General features: G+C 54.5%; 17 protein-coding genes and 1 tRNA gene. 12 read left to right on the forward strand and 6 right to left on the reverse strand.

Translation table 11 applies throughout. The annotated features are described in order from the left end of the window. Positions 1-123 precede the first annotated feature (123 nt). From gspG to gspD, 5 genes are read left to right on the forward strand one after another with little or no spacing between them, the layout of a single operon-like run. On the forward strand, positions 124-609 hold the full coding sequence (gene gspG / locus BLQ98_RS07425) for a type II secretion system major pseudopilin GspG (protein WP_093732714.1): 486 nt from the start codon (positions 124-126) through the stop codon (positions 607-609). Next, complete coding sequence (locus tag BLQ98_RS07430) at positions 606-1,088, forward strand: prepilin-type N-terminal cleavage/methylation domain-containing protein (protein ID WP_167354521.1); 483 nt, start codon at positions 606-608, stop codon at positions 1,086-1,088. The genes gspG and BLQ98_RS07430 overlap by 4 nt, the downstream gene beginning before the upstream one ends. Continuing rightward, positions 1,085-1,447 carry a type II secretion system minor pseudopilin GspI gene (gene gspI, locus BLQ98_RS07435; protein ID WP_093732716.1) on the forward strand — a complete coding sequence of 121 codons (363 nt, stop codon included), beginning with the start codon at positions 1,085-1,087 and terminating at the stop codon, positions 1,445-1,447. The genes BLQ98_RS07430 and gspI overlap by 4 nt, the downstream gene beginning before the upstream one ends. Beyond that, positions 1,444-2,319, forward strand: coding sequence for a type II secretion system protein N (locus tag BLQ98_RS07440; RefSeq protein WP_093732717.1), 876 nt, complete (start codon positions 1,444-1,446; stop codon positions 2,317-2,319). Before gspI ends, BLQ98_RS07440 begins: the two co-directional genes overlap by 4 nt. Further along, positions 2,316-4,262 (forward strand): type II secretion system secretin GspD, encoded by a 1,947-nt coding sequence (gene gspD, locus BLQ98_RS07445; RefSeq protein ID WP_237273546.1) that lies wholly within the window; start codon positions 2,316-2,318, stop codon positions 4,260-4,262. Before BLQ98_RS07440 ends, gspD begins: the two co-directional genes overlap by 4 nt. A gap of 34 nt (positions 4,263-4,296) precedes the next feature. Here gspD and BLQ98_RS07450 read toward each other — a convergent pair whose 3' ends face one another. The 3 genes from BLQ98_RS07450 to BLQ98_RS07460 all read right to left on the reverse strand — a co-directional run bounded on the left by BLQ98_RS07450 (position 4,297) and on the right by BLQ98_RS07460 (position 6,702). Continuing rightward, the gene (locus BLQ98_RS07450; protein ID WP_167354522.1) at positions 4,297-5,082 is read right to left on the reverse strand and encodes a DUF4198 domain-containing protein; all 786 of its coding nucleotides are present in this window, start codon (positions 5,080-5,082) and stop codon (positions 4,297-4,299) included. Between the two features lie 351 nt (positions 5,083-5,433). Then, positions 5,434-5,511: transfer RNA gene (locus tag BLQ98_RS07455), tRNA-Arg, on the reverse strand. A gap of 531 nt (positions 5,512-6,042) precedes the next feature. Further along, entirely contained in the window at positions 6,043-6,702 is a 660-nt protein-coding gene (locus tag BLQ98_RS07460) for an acyltransferase (protein WP_244148392.1), read from the reverse strand. Positions 6,703-6,853: 151 nt separating this feature from the next. On the opposite strand from BLQ98_RS07460, the gene BLQ98_RS07465 reads away from it, so the two are divergent. The 3 genes from BLQ98_RS07465 to BLQ98_RS07475 all read left to right on the forward strand — a co-directional run bounded on the left by BLQ98_RS07465 (position 6,854) and on the right by BLQ98_RS07475 (position 10,841). Then, the gene (locus tag BLQ98_RS07465) at positions 6,854-9,352 is read left to right on the forward strand and encodes a glycosyltransferase (protein WP_244148387.1); all 2,499 of its coding nucleotides are present in this window, start codon (positions 6,854-6,856) and stop codon (positions 9,350-9,352) included. 251 nt (positions 9,353-9,603) lie between these two features. Beyond that, positions 9,604-10,083: a CatB-related O-acetyltransferase gene (locus BLQ98_RS18460; protein ID WP_272903457.1), complete on the forward strand. Its 480-nt coding sequence runs from the start codon at positions 9,604-9,606 to the stop codon at positions 10,081-10,083. After that, a complete protein-coding gene (locus BLQ98_RS07475) occupies positions 10,080-10,841 on the forward strand; it encodes a sulfotransferase family 2 domain-containing protein (RefSeq protein WP_093732721.1) in 762 nt (253 codons plus the stop codon). Before BLQ98_RS18460 ends, BLQ98_RS07475 begins: the two co-directional genes overlap by 4 nt. A 6-nt stretch (positions 10,842-10,847) precedes the next feature. On the opposite strand, the gene BLQ98_RS07480 is transcribed toward BLQ98_RS07475, so the two are convergent. Beyond that, positions 10,848-11,771 carry a glycosyltransferase gene (locus BLQ98_RS07480; RefSeq protein ID WP_093732722.1) on the reverse strand — a complete coding sequence of 308 codons (924 nt, stop codon included), beginning with the start codon at positions 11,769-11,771 and terminating at the stop codon, positions 10,848-10,850. A gap of 90 nt (positions 11,772-11,861) precedes the next feature. Here BLQ98_RS07480 and BLQ98_RS07485 point away from each other — a divergent pair, with 90 nt between their 5' ends. From BLQ98_RS07485 to BLQ98_RS07500, 4 genes are read left to right on the forward strand one after another with little or no spacing between them, the layout of a single operon-like run. Further along, positions 11,862-13,193 carry a KpsE/RkpR family capsule polysaccharide export protein gene (locus BLQ98_RS07485; RefSeq protein WP_244148388.1) on the forward strand — a complete coding sequence of 444 codons (1,332 nt, stop codon included), beginning with the start codon at positions 11,862-11,864 and terminating at the stop codon, positions 13,191-13,193. Positions 13,194-13,201: 8 nt separating this feature from the next. Further along, positions 13,202-13,858: an ABC transporter ATP-binding protein gene (locus BLQ98_RS07490; protein ID WP_093732723.1), complete on the forward strand. Its 657-nt coding sequence runs from the start codon at positions 13,202-13,204 to the stop codon at positions 13,856-13,858. 24 nt (positions 13,859-13,882) lie between these two features. Further along, positions 13,883-14,785, forward strand: coding sequence for a sulfotransferase (locus BLQ98_RS07495; RefSeq protein ID WP_093732724.1), 903 nt, complete (start codon positions 13,883-13,885; stop codon positions 14,783-14,785). 29 nt (positions 14,786-14,814) lie between these two features. Continuing rightward, positions 14,815-15,579: an ABC transporter permease gene (locus BLQ98_RS07500; RefSeq protein WP_093732725.1), complete on the forward strand. Its 765-nt coding sequence runs from the start codon at positions 14,815-14,817 to the stop codon at positions 15,577-15,579. A gap of 21 nt (positions 15,580-15,600) precedes the next feature. Here BLQ98_RS07500 and BLQ98_RS07505 read toward each other — a convergent pair whose 3' ends face one another. Both BLQ98_RS07505 and BLQ98_RS07510 read right to left on the reverse strand, forming a co-directional pair. Continuing rightward, the gene (locus BLQ98_RS07505) at positions 15,601-18,090 is read right to left on the reverse strand and encodes a calcium-binding protein (RefSeq protein ID WP_093732726.1); all 2,490 of its coding nucleotides are present in this window, start codon (positions 18,088-18,090) and stop codon (positions 15,601-15,603) included. A gap of 116 nt (positions 18,091-18,206) precedes the next feature. Beyond that, positions 18,207-19,598: a DUF2793 domain-containing protein gene (locus BLQ98_RS07510; RefSeq protein WP_093732727.1), complete on the reverse strand. Its 1,392-nt coding sequence runs from the start codon at positions 19,596-19,598 to the stop codon at positions 18,207-18,209. Between the last annotated feature and the right edge of the window lie 243 nt (positions 19,599-19,841).

Here is a 19,841-nt window from a genome sequence, read left to right on the forward strand (position 1 = left end):
GGGCGCTCCGAGGCGTTTAAATCTGGCTTAATGCCTTGACTTATCACGAAAAATTACCTTTTCAATCGTCCCGTTGTTGCAATAGTATACGGAAAGCCACGTAACAGATAGGGAAACAGTTTCATGCGTCACTGGAAAAAGCTGCGGGGCCGCCCCGCGTCCCACCGCAGCCGCCGCGACGGTGAAGCGGGCGTAACTCTCATCGAGATGATGGTGGTGCTGGTCATTATCGCGCTGGTGGCGGCGATCATCGTGCCCAACGTTATCGGGCGTCCTGACGAGGCACGTGTGACCGTTGCGCAGTCGGACATCCGCGCGGTTGGCTCTGCGCTTGAACTTTACCGACTGGACAACCGCACCTACCCCACGACCGCACAGGGATTGCAGGCCTTGGCCGTGCGTCCCACCGCGCCGCCCGAACCCCGCAACTGGGTTGCGGGGGGGTATCTGACGGCTGTGCCGGTTGATCCGTGGGGGAATGATTACATCTACGTCTCTCCGGGTGCGAATGGTGGGTTCGATCTGGTATCGCTTGGGGCAGACGGTGCACCCGGCGGCGACGGGGTCGCGGCAGATCTTGCACATGGGCAGTTGCAGGCCAGCAGGTGAAAATCACGGCCACCCCTGCACGACACCAAGACGCGGGCGTAACGCTTGTTGAAGTGCTCGTGGTGTTGGTGCTGGTTGGGATTATGGCCGGGATTGTCGGGCTGAGCATCGGCACCGGATCACGGGGTGATATTGCCAAGCAAGAGGCCGATCTTCTGGTCGCCAGGCTCAATCGCGCAGCGGACGATGTGATCCTGACGGGGGTGCCGATGGGCTTCGTTTGGGGCGCAGAGGGATATAGGTTCGATGTCTATGACGGAGAGATCTGGGTGCCGCATCCTCTGCCCGTCCTGAAAGAACCGCATCTGCTGGCCGGTCGCACGCGGATCGCTGGAAGCGCTGGCACGATCGTCGTTTCCACAGATTCGCGCCCGTCCGAGGACAGCCCCTTGTCGCTTGAGCTGCGTGCGGGAGACGGCGCGGCGGAATATGTTCGGTTCGACGGCATCAGCGCGGCGCACCTTCAGGAGGTAGAATGACACGTCAGGGCGATGCAGGATTCACGTTGATCGAGGCGCTGGTGGCGATGGCCGTCCTTGCCTTGGGCGCGGTATCGCTGCTGTCGGCCACGCAAGGGCATAGCAAACGCATCACCGAGCTGTCGGATCGGGTCGCGGCACGGTGGGCCGCCGAATACCGCCTTTCAGAAGTTCGAGCAGGCGTGCCAACCGGTGCCGAGCCGCTTGAGGTCTACGGCATTGAATTCGATCTCAACGTGACGCGCCGTCCGACGAACGATCCCGCGGTGCAGGCCGTCTCTGTCGACAGCGCCCTTTCCGGGACGGATCAGGTTTTGTTTATTCTAGATGGATATGTCGCGGCAGGAGACCCGTTATGATGCGCTTTGATCATGGGGCCAAATGGCTTCGGTTGGGCGTAATCATGACCGCCGTTTCCAGCGTGGCTGCGGCGGGTGCGGAAGCGACTTGGCATGTGCTGGGCCATGATCGCGTCATCCCCCCTGTCGCGAAGCTTCGGATCCCCGCACAAGAACCTGAGGCACCGCCCGATCTTGCGCCTGCGCTGGCTCTTGCGCCGTTTGGCGCTGCGGAAGTCGTGGTGGTAGATGCGCAGACCGCCGCGATTCCACAGGCCCTGATCTTGCTCGGGGTCATCGTGCGCGATGATCCGACCCGCTCGCTGGCGTTGCTGCGGTCAGACACAACCGAGGGCAACTACCGCATCGGCGATGAAGTCGTCCCCGGTACAACGCTTACCGCTATTTCACAAAACCATGTGACCGTGCTAACGAATGGCACCGAAAGCCGCTTGTATTTTGCTGGCGCGGATCTGGTCGCCGATGGTCCGCAGGTCCCCACCGGCGCAGAACGGCTGCTGGCGCTTATGACCTCTGGGCAGGGCAGTTCCATCAGTGAACAGGTGGATGCCGCTGCACGCGTTCAGCCCGTGACAACACAGGATTACATCGACATGTGGCGCGACCGCATCATCGCCAACCCCGCTGAGGTTTTGGATACGATTGGCTTGGTGCCAGGGGAAAAAGGCTATACCATCGCTGAAAAACACGACGTAGGCGTAAACCGCGCCGGTCTGAGAGCAGGTGACATCGTGACAAGCGTAAATGGTGAAAGCGTCGGCAATGTTGATCAGGATCGCGCGCTGTATGACGTGATCGCGGCCTCTGGCTTGGCCCGTATCGAAGTCGAAAGGAATGGCCGAACGATCGTTATGTCATTCCCGCTGCAGTGAATATCGCGCTTCGCCATATAGCGGCATTTGTCCTTGCAGTTTTGCTGATGTTGCCCGCCCCTGTGCGGGCCCAGGAAACCTTTGTCATCAACCTCCGAGACGCTGACATCTCTTTGCTTGTTGAACAGATTTCCGAGATTACAGGGCGCACCTTGGTGCTTGATCCGGGATTGGTAGGCGAAGTGACTGTCGTCTCCGCGGAGGCGCTGGACAGTGAAGGCGTCTGGTCGTTGTTCCAGTCCATTCTGCGGGTACGCGGATTTGTTGCCGTTCAGGCCGGATCGATCTGGCAAGTGGTCCCCGAGGCCGAAGCACGCACTGCGAGCGGACCCAATCTAGGCGAAGAGGTCACCGCCGGCAGCCAAGACTTCGTAACCGAGATGTTGCGCCTGAACCGACTGCCTTCTGCCGAGGCCGTGCGCGTCCTGCGCCCGCTCGTCGCGGAATCGGGCTATATCGAAGCCGTCGAAGATCCCAATGGCGTGGTCATTACCGATACCCGCGCCAATGTGGACCGGATCATGGCCATTGCGCGCAGCTTTGACGGGGATGCCCTTGTCCGCTCTGAGGTGCTGCGTTTTCGCAGCGCCGATGCGGTCACCGTCGGCAGTGCTATCCTAGAGGTGCTTGGCCAAGCGGGCACAGGCGCGCGCCTGTCCGTTGATGCAGGGTCCAATCTGCTGCTGGTACGTGGCACGCCTGAAGACATTGCAGAAATTCGCAGCCTTGCCATCGCCATGGACGTCGCGCCGCGCAAAGACCCGCGCGAAGCCGTCGCCACGACTGTTTTCAATCTCCAGTATGGCGACGCGCAGATCATCGCGGACATCATCAAAGGTACGGTGGGGGATGCCACTAACATCACCAACGCAGTTGCCGCCGACGTGGGCGCACAGACAGCCGAAGCCACTGCGGACGGGCAATTTGTACCGCTAAACCGCGTCGTCGCCCCTGATGCTGTCAATATCACCGCCTCTGTCGAAACCAATTCTATCGTTGTTCGCGGCACTGCGGCGCAAGTCCAGGAGGTCGGGCAACTTGTTCACGCCCTTGATGTCCGTCGCCCGCAGGTCATGATCGAAGCAGCTATTGTCGAAGTGTCCGGCGAGGTCGCAGAGCGGCTTGGCGTGCAATTGGGGCTTGGCCCGAATGTGCCAAACGGTGCAATCGCCGCCTCGAACTTCTCTAATGGGGGGGGCGTATCGCTGGGGTCCGTGCTTGCTGCTGTTGGTGTGCCCGCCGGATCGGCTTTGTCTACGGGGCTGACGCTTGGTGCCGGTGGCAATGACTTTGGTATTCTGGTGCAGGCCCTGTCTCAGTCCACGAGCGCGCGGCTTTTGTCGACGCCATCGGTCACGACGCTGGACAATGAACCCGCGACCATCGTGGTCGGCCAGAACGTCCCCTTCCGGACAGGCAGCTTTGCCACCGACGGGAATACGGCGACCCCATTCACCACGATTGAGCGGCGCGATGTCGGCATCACGATGAATGTCGTGCCCCGTATCACGGCCGGAGGTGTGGTTCAGTTGGTGATCGAACAGGAAATATCCAGCCTGACCAACGCCAATGTCGAAGGTGCTGCGGATCTGGTGACCAACCGGCGGGTGATCAACACAACTGTAATGGCCGACAACCGCGGAACGGTCGTGCTTGGCGGACTGATAACCGACGACCGGATCAATGGCAGCAGCAAGGTGCCCGGTCTTGGCGATCTGCCGGTGGTCGGTGACCTTTTCAAATCACGCAATGCCCGCAATACCCAGCGTACGCTTTTTGTCTTTCTAAGGCCCACAATCCTGCGCAGTCGTGAAGATATCACCGAAGCCTCTTCGCGCCGGTACAACCGCCTGAAAGCAGCCGACGCCACACAGCAGCCCAGAACGATCCTTAAAAAACAGGAAGTGCAGCAATTGCCGCTGGAAATTCAGGGTCTGTATTGATCCCAGCCGCCGCCCCCCAGCCACTAGGATGCTGCTACCGTGCAAAGGTGAGCGACGCCCAGTAGCTGACCCAGTCAAAATTTTCATGCTTTACCGGCAGCAACTTTACACTGTTGATCATGATTTCACCGCGAATGTCATCCGGAAGCGCCAATATGCCATCCGCATCCGTCGCCATATGCAGCGGTTCGGTCTCGGCCCCGGACGCAGCGTCCCGCGCAAACACCTGCACCGGTTGATTGGCGTTTGCTTCGCCATTCAAGAGCAGTTGAAAGCGGAGCGGTCCCTCCAAAGTGACGTAAGGGTTGTCCAGCGCTACCCATTCGTAAACTGCGCCATATGCATGATCTTGCCCCTTTTTGTCACCAACCCCCACCAAGGTCTTCGCGTAGCGGAAATAGGCTTCTCTGATGGGCTGATCTGGGCTGGTGCCAAAAACTTCGGCCCCACGCCCTACGGTTTCGGCAAATTCACGAAAATCGGCAAGCGTGTCATGCTTTAACGTGCTTGCATTTGAAACAAGCACAATAGCGTGCAGCCCGTTTTCGCCCGACTGGAGGCTCAGAGACGGATTGTCCTGACCGGTAAATGCCAGTTCTGTTTCGACGCCGTTTCTGGAAAATCGGGCCGAGCTGTACCCTTTGGGAATGAAAATATAGTCCTGACCGACAAATTCGGACCCGACGAATAGATCGGCTGCAATCGTTGACTTCGATTCGAAGGTATAGGCGCGGGGTTCAATCCAAAATTCATGCGCCAAGCCAGAATGGGAGGCCAGCAGCCATATTACAAAAGACTTGCTGTAAAGTGTCATGATCATACCGTCTCCAGGTTCAGCCAACCTTGGCGCAATGCGGGATGGAAGGATACTAACCAATTGGTGATGCGGGACCGAGTCTGAGATTTCTGGGCTATCCACAGGATGCCGCGCAACGGTTCTGATGCCGTCCGCGGTCATGTGAATGTCTCTGCTCAGCAGCTTCGTGCGCGTTCGGTGTACCTGTCCATTCATGTGTTCACGAGCACAGTTCTACGCATGCGACGGTGTCTCCGGCAGACGAGGTGCACTTGGATCCGCCACATGTCGCTTAGCAGCTCTGCGGCGATTTTCCTCTATCAAGGGTGGGGATGAAACTGCGCAAAAGTGAGGCGTATCGGCACTTTGGGGAATTGGCGAGCCGTGGAGGACTCGAACCCCCGACCTGAGAATTAGAAGTTCCCTGCTCTAATCCAGCTGAGCTAACGGCCCGCACTTTGTGTTGAGGGTTTCTGTCGAGGCCCTCAACATTGTCAATGTTGGCAGGCTTGCGACATGCCTACCATCAAAAAAAATTCGTTCCGTTTCAACAGCATAGAAACATGAAAGTGCTCGATGCACCATCTTGCTTCAATCCAATTGGAAAACGCGGACGCATTTGGGGAGCTTATCCGCTTGATGCTAACGCGTGTCAATACGCGGTGGCTACTTGTGCCGCCTACCGCCTTGGTATCACATGGTCTAAGCGCGTGCCCTTCAGGGGGCTACTTCTACCTTAATGCCGCTAAGCCTCCGGCATCAGGCGATTTTCGATGCCTCCTATTGATGCGCTAAATGACAAATGGCACATGGCACAGCTAATGTCGTTTCAAAAGCGCGTAAGTTAAGGGCTTGTCCGAGGTATGTAAGGCGTTGACCGACAAACGATGCACCCATTGAACCGCGCCTCTCCCTCAGGAGATAGCGCACGACCGACACCAAAGATGAAATCTGCTAGTGCGCTGTTGTCATGCGCCCCCAGAATTATTCACCTGCCGATATGCCGTCTAGCGGTTCAAGCATCCCCTCAGTGACCTGAGTGCCAAGCATTTTCTTGGCGCCCAACCGTCGACGATCCCAGGTTATCCCAGATCGTACAACGCGCGCAGGCACCCCAACCGCAAGAGAATGCGAAGGGATCGCCCCCATCACCATCGACCGGCTGCCGACAACGGAATGCTGCCCAATGAGCGCTCCCTTCATGATCCGTACCCCTTGGGCCAGCCAAACATGATCGCCGATCTCAATATCCTGCGCTGGGTTCAGCCGCGCACCTGTCTCAGCATCAAGAATAGAGTGCATGTCGCTAACATCCATCATGATGTCCCCTGAAAACATGCAGTCCTCGCCGATCGTGATGGTCCCCGCTTCATGCAGACTGAGATGCGCCATCATCGTGGTGGTACAGTCACCGATTAAAATAGATGTGTTCCGCGCGCGGCATCGAAATGATCCCGCGAGACGGCAATTCGCGCCGATACGTATCACGCTATCGTGGTTTCGCATCTCGATTAGGCCGGCAGAAATGACAGTCTCTTCGCCGATAATCACGTGATTATTGTTCCCATGGAAAACGATGCGCGCCCCACCAGAACACGCAAAATTTGGGGCAATATCTACCTGATTATTATGGCCGTTATCCATCACGGATATGCCGCCCTGCGATCCGCCCACCCAGGCTACCTCCATCCGATGCGCCTAACATTTACCTCAAAAACCAGAATAAAATTAACCTCTCCTTAAGGGCGGGCATGCTGAATTAGCCCTCGATATCTACAACATAGAATCGAAAAGATTGATTTTGTATAAACAGCTCAAAGCCCTTTTTGCCCGATACATCGCCGCCCATTTGCAGGCTGAGGGACGGCCAGTGTCTATCCTTGGCCCAACGGGAAAGGTCGTCGGTGCCATTGACGTTCTGCATGTCAGCTCGGGCAGCATCAGACTGGCAGGCTGGGCCTTTGCAGACGACATTGTTCTGCACATGAACGGCATCAAAGTGAGCACAAAAGCGGACTTGCCGCGCGAAGATGTTGCGCGCGCCCATGGCGCTGGAAAACATGTCGGATTTGATTTCACGAGTCCGCTCGGCCCCACGCATTTACACGAGATAAACCGCTTCGGAGCGGAGTTTCACCATTGCCGCGGAGCAGAAGCTCCAATTGCCAAAAACCTTATCTTTGTGCGACTTTGGTGGGCAGAGTCACGTCTGTTGTTCTCATTTTTTGTCTCATTGATCCTGCAGCTCCCCGCTTTTTTAAAATGGCGCATCTCGCGCGATCCCTCACTTCGATCTCAGATCAAGAGGGGCTTGGGACTCTGCCCTATTCCTCGAATGCGCGAGCTTGATCCGGACCTATTCCGTCCCAAGGCCGTTCCAACAACAAATACCGCGATAACAATAATTTTGCCGGTATTTAATGCCTATGATGTACTGAAAGAGGCGCTTCAACGCATCGTGACGAATACCGACCTGCAGTGGCGCATCATCCTTATCGAAGATTGCTCGACCGACAAACGCGTACTGCCTCTGCTTCGCGATTGGTCAGCAACTCACAAAGATCGAACGACTTTTATTCAAAACCCAGAAAATCTTGGCTTTATAAAGAGCGTGAACAAAGGTCTTAATTGCGCACGACGCTGGCCGGATACCGTAGTATTGCTAAACTCGGACGCTTTGGTGCCCCCGAAATGGGCTAGCCGACTTATTCAGCCCCTATACCATTACCCCCGAGCTGCCACCGCGACGCCCATGTCGAATGATGCCGAAATATTTTCGGCTCCGTTGATCTGTGCGCCTCAGAATCTTGGCTTTGGACAAGGTGACATTATTGATGCGACAGCGGCAAGACTTAATCCTGAAGCCTATACCACAGCCGCACCGACAGGAGTGGGGTACTGTATGGCGATAAACCCTAAATACCTAAAAAAGGTGCCTCAACTAGATACCTCTTTTGGCAAAGGGTACGGCGAAGAGGTTGATTGGTGTCAGAAGGTACGAGCGGCAGGCGGACTGCATTACTGCGCAATTAACCTATTCGTAGAGCATCGTGGGGGGCAGAGCTTTGGCTCGGCAGAAAAATTGCGCCAAATTTTAAAAAACAACGCGCTTATATCCAAGCGCTATCCTCTTTACGACACCGACGTCCAAAACTTTATCAAATCGGATCCGCTCGTTTCGCCACGCATCGCATTGGCGCTGGCCTGGATAGCGGCTCAAAATACCTATCCGGTGTCAATTTACTTCGCGCACAGTATGGGCGGCGGTGCCGAAGCATACCTCCAGCATCGAATAAAATCCAAACATCACGCTTTAGATCGCGCTGCTATTGTCATCAGAATGGGCGGAAAGATGAAATGGCAGATCGAACTACACTGTCGGGATGGTATCATCTCTAGCGGCACGAACAATCTCGACTATATTGTTGAGCTTCTTCGGCCTTTAAAGCAGCGAAAGCTCGTTTACTCTTGCGCTGTGGGGGCACGCGATCCGCTCGGCGTTCCGAGATCCATTTTACATTTAAGTCAAAATGGAAAGTATAAACTAGAATTTCTTTTTCACGACTATTTTCCAATTTCTCCGGCTTACACACTTACTAATGAAAATGGCATATATATTGGCCTGCCGAAGGTCGATGAAAACGCAATAGTTTCGGATGGTGTGCATGTTAGCATCGAGCAATGGCAGAACGAATGGGCGCGACTTTTAGAGACATCTGATGAAATATCGGTGTTTTCGAACAACAGCAGAGATATCGTTTGCAAAGCATATCCTGAGCATAGGTCGAAGATAAAGGTCAAACCGCATAAAATGCTACAGCCGGTTCCGCTGATCAAGCGCCCTGAAGGTCAGATACGCCGTGTCATTGGTGTCTTAGGTGATATCGGGGTGCAAAAAGGCGCAATGATTATAAGTCGATCAGCAACCTCAATTGAGAAGCTTGGGATTGGCCTTGTAATCGTTGGCAATTTCGATCCAGCCATACCTCTCCCGCCCACCGTTCGGATTCACGGAAGCTACAGTGTTTCAGATCTGGGGAAAATTGCGGGGCAATATGATCTAACAGATTGGTTGGTTCCCTCGGTGTGGCCAGAAACCTTTTCATTCACCACGCATGAAGCGTTGGCGACTGGTCTGAACACCCACGCCTTCGCTATCGGGGCTCAAGGCGAGGCCGTTGCAAAGGCGGAAAATGGCTATGCCGTCCCTTATTTTACCGAGAATGATTTAGCTAAAGCCCTACTATCCCATATTGAAACTCGTATCGTCAAAAGGTGGGCGCTGGCCTCATGACACAAGTCAGCGTTTCCCTCTCTTCATTCCGTAAACGTGGTATTGAGGTGCTTAGCCGTGGCGCACCTACGATAAAGCTACCCCAACACACCGTATTGGAGATCCCGACAAGTTTAAAGTGGACGCAGTACGAACATTCTCTCGAAATGGGCGCGTTCTCTTATCAGGTTTCGGGATACTGCTTCGCCGGCCGGATAGGTCGCTATTGCTCCATGGGCGAAAACGTACAAATCGGGCGCCAAAACCATCCTATGAATTGGGTCTCGACGAGTCCCGCCTTATATCTTGGAAATAGAATATTCGACCTAGATGACGGGTTCGAAGCCGCAGAGCAATATCACAGCTCTCGGCTATCACACACCAGGCCGCCAACCAGAGTAAAAGTAACTACGATCGGAAATGACGTCTGGATTGGGCACGGGGCGTATATCGCCGCCGGGGTGACTGTTGGCGACGGGGCGATAGTAGGGGCCCAATCGGTCGTAACACGCGATGTCGCCCCCTATACCGTCGTCGCAGGGAATCCGGCCACTATAAGACGTATGCGCCTTCCGCCAAGCCTTATCAGTGTCTTACTGAGATGCCGCTGGTGGCAATTCGCGCCCTGGCAGATCGATCATCTCGATCCGTCGAACGTGCTCGAATTTAGCAAAGGGATACACAGCATGTTGCGCCAAGTAAAACCATGCACTCCAGAAATAGTGGACTTACGGACAGGTAGCGCTCTATGAAAAAGATTGTATTTTTACATATCCCTAAAACTGCCGGACAATCAGTGCACGCCGAGCTATCCAGAATTTATGGAAAACTCAGAACGTCTCCTATTCGGGTGCACAATCAAGCCGGTCAAAATCAACAGTTTCCCGTTGGATTTGACCTCTATTCCGGGCATCTAGATTGGCACTATCCCACTCAGCTTGGAGAGAATGTCTTTTCTTTCACCATTTTGCGCGAACCGTATGAAAGAATAGCATCGTTTTACTTCTATCTCCGCGAAAAAGCACACCATGCTTCAGAGAGCATGCTTTCATCGCCCGAGCATACCGGATTGCGCCGCGTCAAAAATTGGACGCTCGACGATTACTTTTTTGGAGGGGACGTTGCTTGGCAGAATTTTATCAAGGATCACTACGATAATTTTTACTGTCGTTATATGGCAACCGGCAGAGTCCGCGGCGCAATCCAAACTGCCGGTATTTCCAAAGATGCGCTTATTGAGCGCGCAATCAACAGAGCTCGAACGCTGACCCGCATCTACCAGCTAAGCAATCTTAATTACTTGGAGGAAGATATTTATACGTTAACAGGGCATAAAGTTTTCATTCAGGACACGCGTGTCAACGCTGGCCCCAAAGCCATTCGAAGGAACAGGTGGCAGGATCTCATGGCGCTAACTAACGATGAAACAACACAGACGCGATTAGAAGCCTTTGCCAATACCGACGTCGCCTTTGTAAAACGGCTGGGCGATGAACGATTATTGATCTAAAATTTCTTACAGCCATCCACAGCGTGCGAACAGGTTCAAGGCAATATCACCAACATAGGTTTGTCTGTAGATCCCCATTGAATTCAGGGTTGGGCGCCGCCTAGTGTTACATGTCATCCTCCAATCCAAAAATCTAAGCAACTTCCCTCGAGCCGGTGCATCTAGAACCGAGCTCAAACGAAGCATAGCCGACGCGTTGGAATCGACCCAATTCGCAAATTCACCCTTCGCAATGTGAACCAACCGATGCTTCAGATGGCTGACCGGTGCACCCATCACGTTTGCATTATGTTGTCGATATAATATGCTGGGCTTCCTATCGTGGATGACGCTAAATCCCGCTCCCGTGAGTGCTTGATACATCCACCAATCGTGAAAGGGAATTTCAGCATTCGCCGTGGTATACAAAATACTGCGAAGGTAATCCGTTACGCCGGGGGGGCAAATAATCGTATTTCCCCTGAGACAATTTTGAACAATTGAATTTCCGAAGTGACAGGGTCGCATAGGCTCAGGAGACACTCCAATACCTGATAATTTAGCGTCAACGTAAAAACTTCTACTGCTATAGACATGGGAGTTCTCACGATCTTTAAGAAGCTTCACTCCACGCGAAATTTTATGCGGCAGCCAGACATCATCTTGATCGCAAAATGCGACCCATTGTCCTGCTAACTCTCTTTGCGCCAATAGATAAAAATAGTTCGCAGCCACTCCGACATTCGGCCCCTTGAGTAGGCGAATGTCATATTCAGGCGTATTGGATCGAAAATCTAATAACCCCTCCCACGTGCTATCGATCGAACTGTCATCGCTAATCCAAAGGCTCCAATCGCGATGATTTTGCCGGCGAATTGATGCTAGTTGATCCGAAAGGAACGCACCCGCATTTTTTGTCCCCATTAAAATATGAACATGCGGTTGGTTCATTCCATATTCCTGTAAAGTTCTACTTTCTTTCTTTGGACTATCTTGCAGCGATTAATAAATCATGAGGATTATTCAGTTACTCCCCTGGTTATGAACCAATCAATCGCCCAGGCAGCGGCAAATTTACAGTCCCACGCGGGCCGCAAGGAACGAAAGCGTCAGGAGCGTGAAGAGGCGCTCGCGCGTATAGAGAAGCAGCGCCGCAGAAAAGTGCGCGCAATCAGGGCTCAGGAAAACAGCGCAGATGCGGCGGCCCAGCCGAACGTGTTGCCTCTACCGCCCCCCCCCATTGCTGCGCCTGTGCCGAATGCGCGTCTTCAACTACGGCATCGCCTTGCTTTTGTAAGTTTCGTGCTCTCGGTTTTAGGGTCTAGCCTTTTGGCTTCATGGTATCTTTGGGAACGCGCCGCGGACCGCTACACCTCGGTGTCGGGGTTTTCGGTTCATACCGAAGATATGAGCTCGGCTATTGAACTTCTGGGTGGTGTGGCGAACCTATCAGGCAGTGGCGCTGAGTACGAGGAGATGCTCTATCAGTTCATCAAAAGCCAAGAGCTCGTCTCGCGAATAGATAAGACCCTAAATTTACGCCACTTATGGTCCACTTATTCCACGGAAATGGACCCGATTTTCGGATACCATTCCCCTGGCACCATTGAAGATCTGACCAAATACTGGGGACGAATGGTCAGCGTTTATAGCGATAGCAGCAGTGGACTGATCAGCCTCGAGGTTCAGGCCTTCACTCCAGAAGATGCGCAGGCCATCGCAACTGAAATATTCCAGGAAAGCTCCAATCTGATTCATGAGCTGTCGGCAATTGCACGTGAAGACTCGACCAAACACGCGGAAGAAAGTTTGCGCCTAGCAGCACAGCGGCTTAAGCTTACCCGGCGCGCTCTTTCAGATTTTAGAATTAATAATCAAATTGTTAGCCCGGATTCGCCTCCTCAAATCCAAACGGGGCTTCTATCATCCCTAGAAGCGGAAATGACAGAGACCCTGATTAGTTTAGATATGCTTAATCAGACTACTAACAATACGGATCCCCGCGTCAGACATGCAGAGCGAAGGCGCCAAGTTATCGCAGACCGCATCTCTCAAGAGCGAGAAAAACTGAACTATGGACAAAGTGCTCAACGCCCCGCCGGATTTGCCAAACTATTCGGGCAGTTTGAGAGCTTAAAGGTAGATTTAGAGTTCTCTGAACAGGCCTACCTAGCGGCGCGAGCTTCCTATGACGCTGCAGTTGCTGAGGCGCGCAGAAAGTCGAAATATTTAGCGGCACACATTCCGCCAACGCTATCAGAAACAGCAGCGCTTCCAAACCGCCCGTTCCTACTCGGAATGACATTTATCACTAGTTTCACGCTATGGACAATAGTAATGATGATTGTGTACTCGCTACGCGATCGGCGATAGCCTCGCCAATGATCATCCTTCGAGATTTAACAAAAATTTATAAGATCCGTGGTCGTCGGAAAACGGTTGCATGCGGTATGAACGCCGTCTTCCCGAGTGGAATATCGGTGGGATTGCTGGGCCGAAATGGAGCGGGGAAATCAACGCTCCTCAAACTTATCGCAGGCTCTGCCGATCCAACGTCCGGACACGTGATCACCAATGGACGGATTTCATTCCCCGTTGGCTTTGCTGGATCGTTCCATCCCGACATGACGGGGGCACAAAACACTCGGTTTGTAGCAAGGATCTATGGTGCAGACACATCAGCATTGATCGACTATGTCGCAGATTTTGCAGACCTTGATATTCATTTCCATCTGCCTTTTCGCACCTACTCCGCAGGCATGAAATCGCGTCTAGCTTTTGGTGTGTCCATGGGGCTCAAATTTGACACATATCTTATTGATGAGATTACTGCAGTCGGTGATGCCCGTTTCAAGCAAAAAAGCCAGCAGATTTTCATGGACCGGCTTACCACAGCAGGGGCCGTTTTTGTTAGCCATTCCAATGGGATGCTGCGCGAACTATGCACTGCAGGTGCTGTCATCGAAGGGGGCAAGCTGACATACTTCGATGACGTTAACGATGCGATAGCACATTATAAATACAGTACAGCCAAGTGATGACTTGATCCCAAGGCGTAGCATATGGCCCCACCCTTCCTGCCCGAAACCACGAAGTTAGCGTATTGCATCGGCGCGCAAAAGGCTGGGACGACATGGCTGTATGAGACGCTGCGAACTAGCAACGAAATACACTTTTCCCGCAACAAGGAACTGCACTATTTCGATGTAATCTCTGGTAAAGCTGAACAGGTCTTCAGGCTTCGCATTAACGCAGTCAAGACTTTGGCGAAGGAACTGATTTCGGAGCACGGCAAAATAAACAGAAGACGGCTTCAAATTCTGACGGAATTGACGGATCTTTTGTCCATATACACCGATGATGAGGGGGATCATGAGGCATATCTGACCTACCTTTTACAAGGGTTCACCGGACAACGAGTAATCTGCGATATCACCCCAGCCTATGCAATTCTTGATGCTAAGGAGTTTGCTGAGATGGGCAAGCTCGGGCAGGCATCTTTTATCTTTATCATGCGAGATCCGATCGACCGTATGTGGTCACAGATCAGGATGGCAGTCAGTTCAGACCGTTCCCAGTTCAGTGATTTCCAACATGCGTGTGAGGTACGAGCCCAACATCTGATCGATAGCAATAGATTGGCCAACCTAGAGCGGGCAAATTATCGTCGCACAATGTTAGAACTTGAGGCAGCTATACCTCGTGACCGGATCAAATATGTCTTCTACGAAGATCTTTTTCATGCCCGCACCATGCGAGATATCTGTACCTTTCTGGAAATAGCGCCACTGACACCTAAAGCTGGCCTTCGCAGCAACACCGGGCGTCACGCTATGCTGCCCGAGGTATTGAAAGAACAATTTCGCCATGCCTTCTTTGCGCAGTATGCATTTATCCTGGACCGTTTTAAGTCAGCAACCCCAGCCAGATGGCACATTAACTTTTCGCCTCAGGGCATGGGTTAGTGAAGTTAAACTTGCGTCATAAACGAACGATGCTTTTCGCAACGCCCCGCATAATTTCTGCGCTCATTTTGCGTGAGATCGGAACAAGCTACGGCAGATCCCCGGGGGGCTACCTTTGGGCCTTGGCCGAACCGGTTCTGGGAATTGCACTTCTAACTGTCATTTTTTCAATCGGTTTCCGGACACCTCCAATCGGCGTAAATTTTCCACTTTTCTACGCGACCGGGTTGTTGCCTTTCTTAATGTTTGTTGATCTCAGCAATAAGGTTGCGCAGGCCATTAATTATTCGAAGCAGCTACTCGCTTACCCCAGAGTGACCTTCATAGATGCTCTATTGGGTAGGTTTATTCTGAATTTTTTAACACAGTTTCTTGTGGCATTTATCACTTTAGCTGGTGTTATATTGTGCTTCGACACACGGGCAGCACTCAACTTTTCACAAATTGCGTCCGGGTTGGGGTTGATCGCCGCATTGTCGTTTGGCCTTGGCACATTCAACTGCTTCATGATGTCTATGTTCCAGATTTGGCAGCGCATTTACGCAATCTTCACGCGACCGCTTTTGCTGCTTTCTGGCGTCATTTTCGTGTATAGCACGGTGCCCGAACCCTATCGCGGGTGGCTATGGTATAATCCTCTTGTTCATATTGTGGGGCGCGTGAGGGCCGGATTCTACCCCAACTATGACGCACCTTTTGTCTCCGTATCATACGTTTATGCCATATCAGCATTTTTCGGTATATTCGGGCTATTGCTTCTCAGACGCTATCACCGTGACATCTTAGAACGCTAGAGGACCGCATGCGGTGGTCCGCTAAAAGGATTCGAAATCCCCTTTTAAGTCGGAAAGGTCAGCCACACCCATTAGGTCAAGCGTCCTCCCACTACCGAAATCCAACGCGATATCCCCGCCATCACTTTGGCGAGCATACGATTGCAGCAGTGTCAGGGTAACACTGCCTCCCCCCCACAAAGTGGAGTCCAATGCGAGTGTGTCAATTCCGGGCTGGAAGCTCAAAATTGTATCTTGGCCCGACCCGTAAATAAATGAGTCCGCGCCAATCCCGCCCGACAGAATATCGTCGCCCGCGCCTCCATCAAGCGTATCACGACCGGCGTTTCCCTTCAGCAGATCATCGCCATCGCCCCCTATGACCAGATCTGACCCATTGTCGCCCGACAGCGTGTCGTTTCCTGACCCTCCGTTAACTGTATCGTTATTGATCCCACCGGCCAAACGGTCATTCCCGCTGCCGCCTTGCAGCACATCAGCGCCCGCATTTCCAAATATCTGGTCATTCCCACCACCGCCAAACAGGTGATCCGCGCCCGCGCTCCCCTCTAGTCGGTCCTTGCCCGCCCCGCCCCACAGGCTGTCCGCGTTCAAGCCACCGATCAAATGGTCGTCGCCGCTATCGCCATAGATTTTATCTGCACCGTTGTTTCCTATTAACGTGTCGTTCCCGTCGCCACCACCTAGCGCATCATATCCATCCCCCCCGGTCAGCGTGTCATTGCCATCGCCACCTCGGATGGTATCCCACCCGATGCCCCCCCAGATCTGATCCGCATCGGCGCCCCCGTCGATCAGGTCGCTGCCGGCGTTGCCATAGATCATGTCGGCACCGCCTTCGCCCAAGAGTGTGTCGTTGCCGCCCCCCCCGCTCAAACGGTCCTCCGACCCGCGCCCGCTGATATGATCGTTTGCACCCTCCCCCACCAGAGTATCTGACTGGGGCGTCCCGACCAGCACCAACGGGATTGGCGCGGCTGGTGCGGTTGACGTGTCAGGCTCTTCTGGCAGGATCCAATTGGGCATGAAACGCGACTGCCCGACCACATCTAGGGATTGGATGTCGCTGATGCTAAGGGATTGACCGTTCGACGTTTTAATCACCAATTGTTCGTCACCGAAGGACAGAACGGCACCGTCACTAGTAGAGACAACCGACAGCTGCGAAGCATGCCGCAGAAACGGCCATCCGGAAAGATCGATGCTGTCCTGCTTAATATCAAAATCAACAATTGTATCTATGGTACCATCTGAGGACAGAACAAACCGATCACGACCAGCACCGCCAGCCAGCGCGTCTGCGCCCCCACCGTCACGCAAAATATCGTCGCCCTCACGCCCCGATATTTGGTCCCCTCCCGCCCCGCCGGACAACAGATCATCCCCCGAACCCCCACTAATCGTATCCCCTTGCCCGGTCCCTATTACTGCGTCGACACGGGTAGAGATATCGACCGTGAAAACGCTTAGTCCCGCTTCTGCCCCTGACGCTACGGCAAGGTGCAGCACATCACCCATGAGTGAAAAGTTAATGGCTGAAACAGCATCGAGGGTGCTGTCCTCCGTGTCTTCAATCGAAACAAGATGCAGCAACCGTCCGTCGTCCAACAGCTCGAACACCGAGACGCCATCGTCCCCACCCGCAGCCGCGAGGTACGCGCGGCCGTTGTGCGCCACGGTTTCAATCACATGTACACCGTCAAAACGCGTCGCCCGTGTATCGAGCACATGATCGGTTAAGGTTAACGTACCATCCGGCGCGAGCTTAGCGACGCTAAGAGATGAGCTCCCCGCGGCGGCCAATACTGCAAATCCCTGCCCCCCGGCTTCGACAAATGTGGTCGCTATCGGCACACCGATCCCCACGCCCTGCTCCGCCGCGATGCGGGAAACCTCTTGGGGGACACCGTTTTGGTCAATTTCGTACGAAACCAATGCGTTATCTTGGGCCGACGCCGCCAGAAGATAGGGTGTCCCGCTCGCATATCCGACGCTCAATCCGGTGAGACCCGCCTCTGATCCGGTACCGCTTTCGCTTGAAATCCGCGAAAGGGTTCCGTCATCGTTCAACCGCCATGCTCCGATGCTATCGGCCCCGCGCACCAGACCGTACAAATAGCTTTGGCCGTTGGCGTCCAGCATTTCGGTCCCAAGCAGTTGCGCTGGCATGTCCCCCCCGGTCACGGCGGACGCCTCTCCAAATCGACCATCATTGGTCAAGCTTACCCGGGTGAGCGCGGCATTTTCCGCACCTGTTAGCAGCAATGCCCCTTCAACAACTTCAATCTTGCTGGTGACACCAGCCTGCGTCCCCCCCCCAATGGGGCGACTGTCCAGAAACCGTAGCCCCCCTGCGTCATCTATACGATAGGCCAGTAAATCACCGCCCCCAAAACGCGAGGTCGTGTATAAAACCGACCCGCCAGAGGACTGTACAACAGCCATATCCGTTACCCCCGTCAGCGCCAGATCCGCCCGGCTGGGTAGCGTGATTAAGTGGTCAAGCTCCATCGTTTTGTCCCCGCATTGGTGTTGCGGGGACCAAGATGCGCTGAAGGTCTTAACGGTGGCTTCATGATTTATGGCGGCATTATGGTTCTTTCATACAATTTTCGGGATTTACGCGCTTAGACATATATACCGCCGCTTTGGACGCTGCCCGCCGTATCCCCAGGCAGCACAATACCGCCACTCTGGATCACGCCCTGGGTCGCCACATCAAAGCGCTTTCCCGTGGCCGCCCCCGCGAAACTATGCCCGCTAAAATCCGCCTGTCCCGCCATCGTGCAGATCGCAAAGGCAGTGGTGAAATTTGGCGTATTGGATAAGGTTAGAGCATGAACACCGCCCCCAAGCACTGCCCCCTGCGACAGCCGCAAGTGATAGGCCGCGCCGCCGTCGATCGCGTAAGAACCGCCCCCTTCTAGCCGCCCGCCCACGAGATCAATATGCCCGCCAGCAGTACCAAAGGTGACCTGATCCACCTCTAGCACGCCACCGGACAAGACGCGGAGTGTCGGCTCGGTGCCGGACATCTCCAGCCTTACCCCACGCAGCTTCAGCCGTCCCGTGACCAGCTCCATCGCAGCCCCCGAGGAGGTCACGGTCACAGCGTTGGGGTTGGTGACATTACCAATAATCTCAATACCGCCGCCCCCCAACGGAGCCATGATCCCAACCGGCACAGCGCCCAGATCATAGACACCATCGGCAAGCTGCACCGTCACCAGATGCCCGCTCCCGTCGACATGCGCTACTTCCGTCACTGCACGGTCGAGCGTCGCAAAGGCACCCTGGCCAGCGGCCTGCCCGTCGCGGGTATCGCTTCCCAACAGCGGATCGACATAGTAGGTGCGCGGGCCGGTCAGCATCTCGCGCCAACCCGAAACCGGGGCCGTCACCCGCCCCGTCGCCGCTTCGATCCGCAAGGCTTCGGCCCAGCTGCTGCCGTCCGCGCTCACCTTGAACGTGAAATCATCGCTTCCCGCAGTCCCCAACTCCGCACGCCCGCCGAATCCGGTTTGGAACAACAGACTGGCGGTATCCCCCGCCGCCGCTTTGTTTATCTTGACCTGATGGCCGGCACCGGCATGGTTAAAAAGCACCGCATCCGACGCCACAACCAGCCGGTTATAGCCATCGGGGGTCGCGCCCACGCCCAATTGCGGCACATCGCTGAGACTGGGCACCGCCCAGCGCGTCCCGTCATACACAACATGTGCTTGGCTCGGACTGACAAGCGCCACCCAACCGGGCAAAGCTGCGATGAACTGCCAAGCACCATCTACAAAAACCGCTATCTCGTGGTCATGCCCGGCCCAGTCTGCCTGACCGTCTGCCGCCACAAGAAATCGGTCCCCCTCCGATGCTGTCGAAGGCGGCACCTGCTGGGTATAGGATTGCACAGCCAGTTGAACCACAGCATCCAGCAATCGCAACGCCTCGTTATGGGTGACATGCTTTTGGGCCTGTGACGGCTGGATATACGGCAGGGCAAGGACGGGGGACGTATCGGTCATATGGCGGCTCCGGTTTTGGTGAATTCAATCGACCGACACCCTGCGGCATTTCGGTTAACACACCCCTGCACCACCGCACGGCACCAGTGGTGGGCGCGCCCCAAGACGCTGGCCCTGCCGCTTAGGAGCTCGTAGCGCCATTACGCATCCAGCGGCTGACATTCCGTGCGCGACCCGCTAGACACTTGCTAGCAAGGATCGGCCAACTGGCCACAAGGACCAGAACAGCGGATATGACACCAC

The sequence above is a fragment of the Sulfitobacter litoralis genome, from assembly GCF_900103185.1.
GTDB classification, from domain to species: Bacteria; Pseudomonadota; Alphaproteobacteria; order Rhodobacterales; family Rhodobacteraceae; genus Sulfitobacter; species Sulfitobacter litoralis.

What these genes read in the sequence shown, in the direction of transcription:
- BLQ98_RS07440 (WP_093732717.1), top strand. Translation starts at nt 1,444, where the DNA reads ATGATGCGCTTTGATCATGGGGCCAAATGGCTTCGGTTGGGCGTAATC.
- BLQ98_RS07490 (WP_093732723.1), top strand. Translation starts at nt 13,202, where the DNA reads ATGATCATCCTTCGAGATTTAACAAAAATTTATAAGATCCGTGGTCGT.
- BLQ98_RS07480 (WP_093732722.1), bottom strand. Translation starts at nt 11,771, where the DNA reads ATGAACCAACCGCATGTTCATATTTTAATGGGGACAAAAAATGCGGGT.
- gspI (WP_093732716.1), top strand. Translation starts at nt 1,085, where the DNA reads ATGACACGTCAGGGCGATGCAGGATTCACGTTGATCGAGGCGCTGGTG.
- BLQ98_RS07485 (WP_244148388.1), top strand. Translation starts at nt 11,862, where the DNA reads ATGAACCAATCAATCGCCCAGGCAGCGGCAAATTTACAGTCCCACGCG.
- BLQ98_RS07495 (WP_093732724.1), top strand. Translation starts at nt 13,883, where the DNA reads ATGGCCCCACCCTTCCTGCCCGAAACCACGAAGTTAGCGTATTGCATC.
- BLQ98_RS18460 (WP_272903457.1), top strand. Translation starts at nt 9,604, where the DNA reads ATGAATTGGGTCTCGACGAGTCCCGCCTTATATCTTGGAAATAGAATA.
- BLQ98_RS07450 (WP_167354522.1), bottom strand. Translation starts at nt 5,082, where the DNA reads ATGATCATGACACTTTACAGCAAGTCTTTTGTAATATGGCTGCTGGCC.
- BLQ98_RS07500 (WP_093732725.1), top strand. Translation starts at nt 14,815, where the DNA reads ATGCTTTTCGCAACGCCCCGCATAATTTCTGCGCTCATTTTGCGTGAG.
- BLQ98_RS07510 (WP_093732727.1), bottom strand. Translation starts at nt 19,598, where the DNA reads ATGACCGATACGTCCCCCGTCCTTGCCCTGCCGTATATCCAGCCGTCA.
- gspG (WP_093732714.1), top strand. Translation starts at nt 124, where the DNA reads ATGCGTCACTGGAAAAAGCTGCGGGGCCGCCCCGCGTCCCACCGCAGC.
- BLQ98_RS07505 (WP_093732726.1), bottom strand. Translation starts at nt 18,090, where the DNA reads ATGGAGCTTGACCACTTAATCACGCTACCCAGCCGGGCGGATCTGGCG.
- BLQ98_RS07460 (WP_244148392.1), bottom strand. Translation starts at nt 6,702, where the DNA reads ATGGATAACGGCCATAATAATCAGGTAGATATTGCCCCAAATTTTGCG.
- BLQ98_RS07475 (WP_093732721.1), top strand. Translation starts at nt 10,080, where the DNA reads ATGAAAAAGATTGTATTTTTACATATCCCTAAAACTGCCGGACAATCA.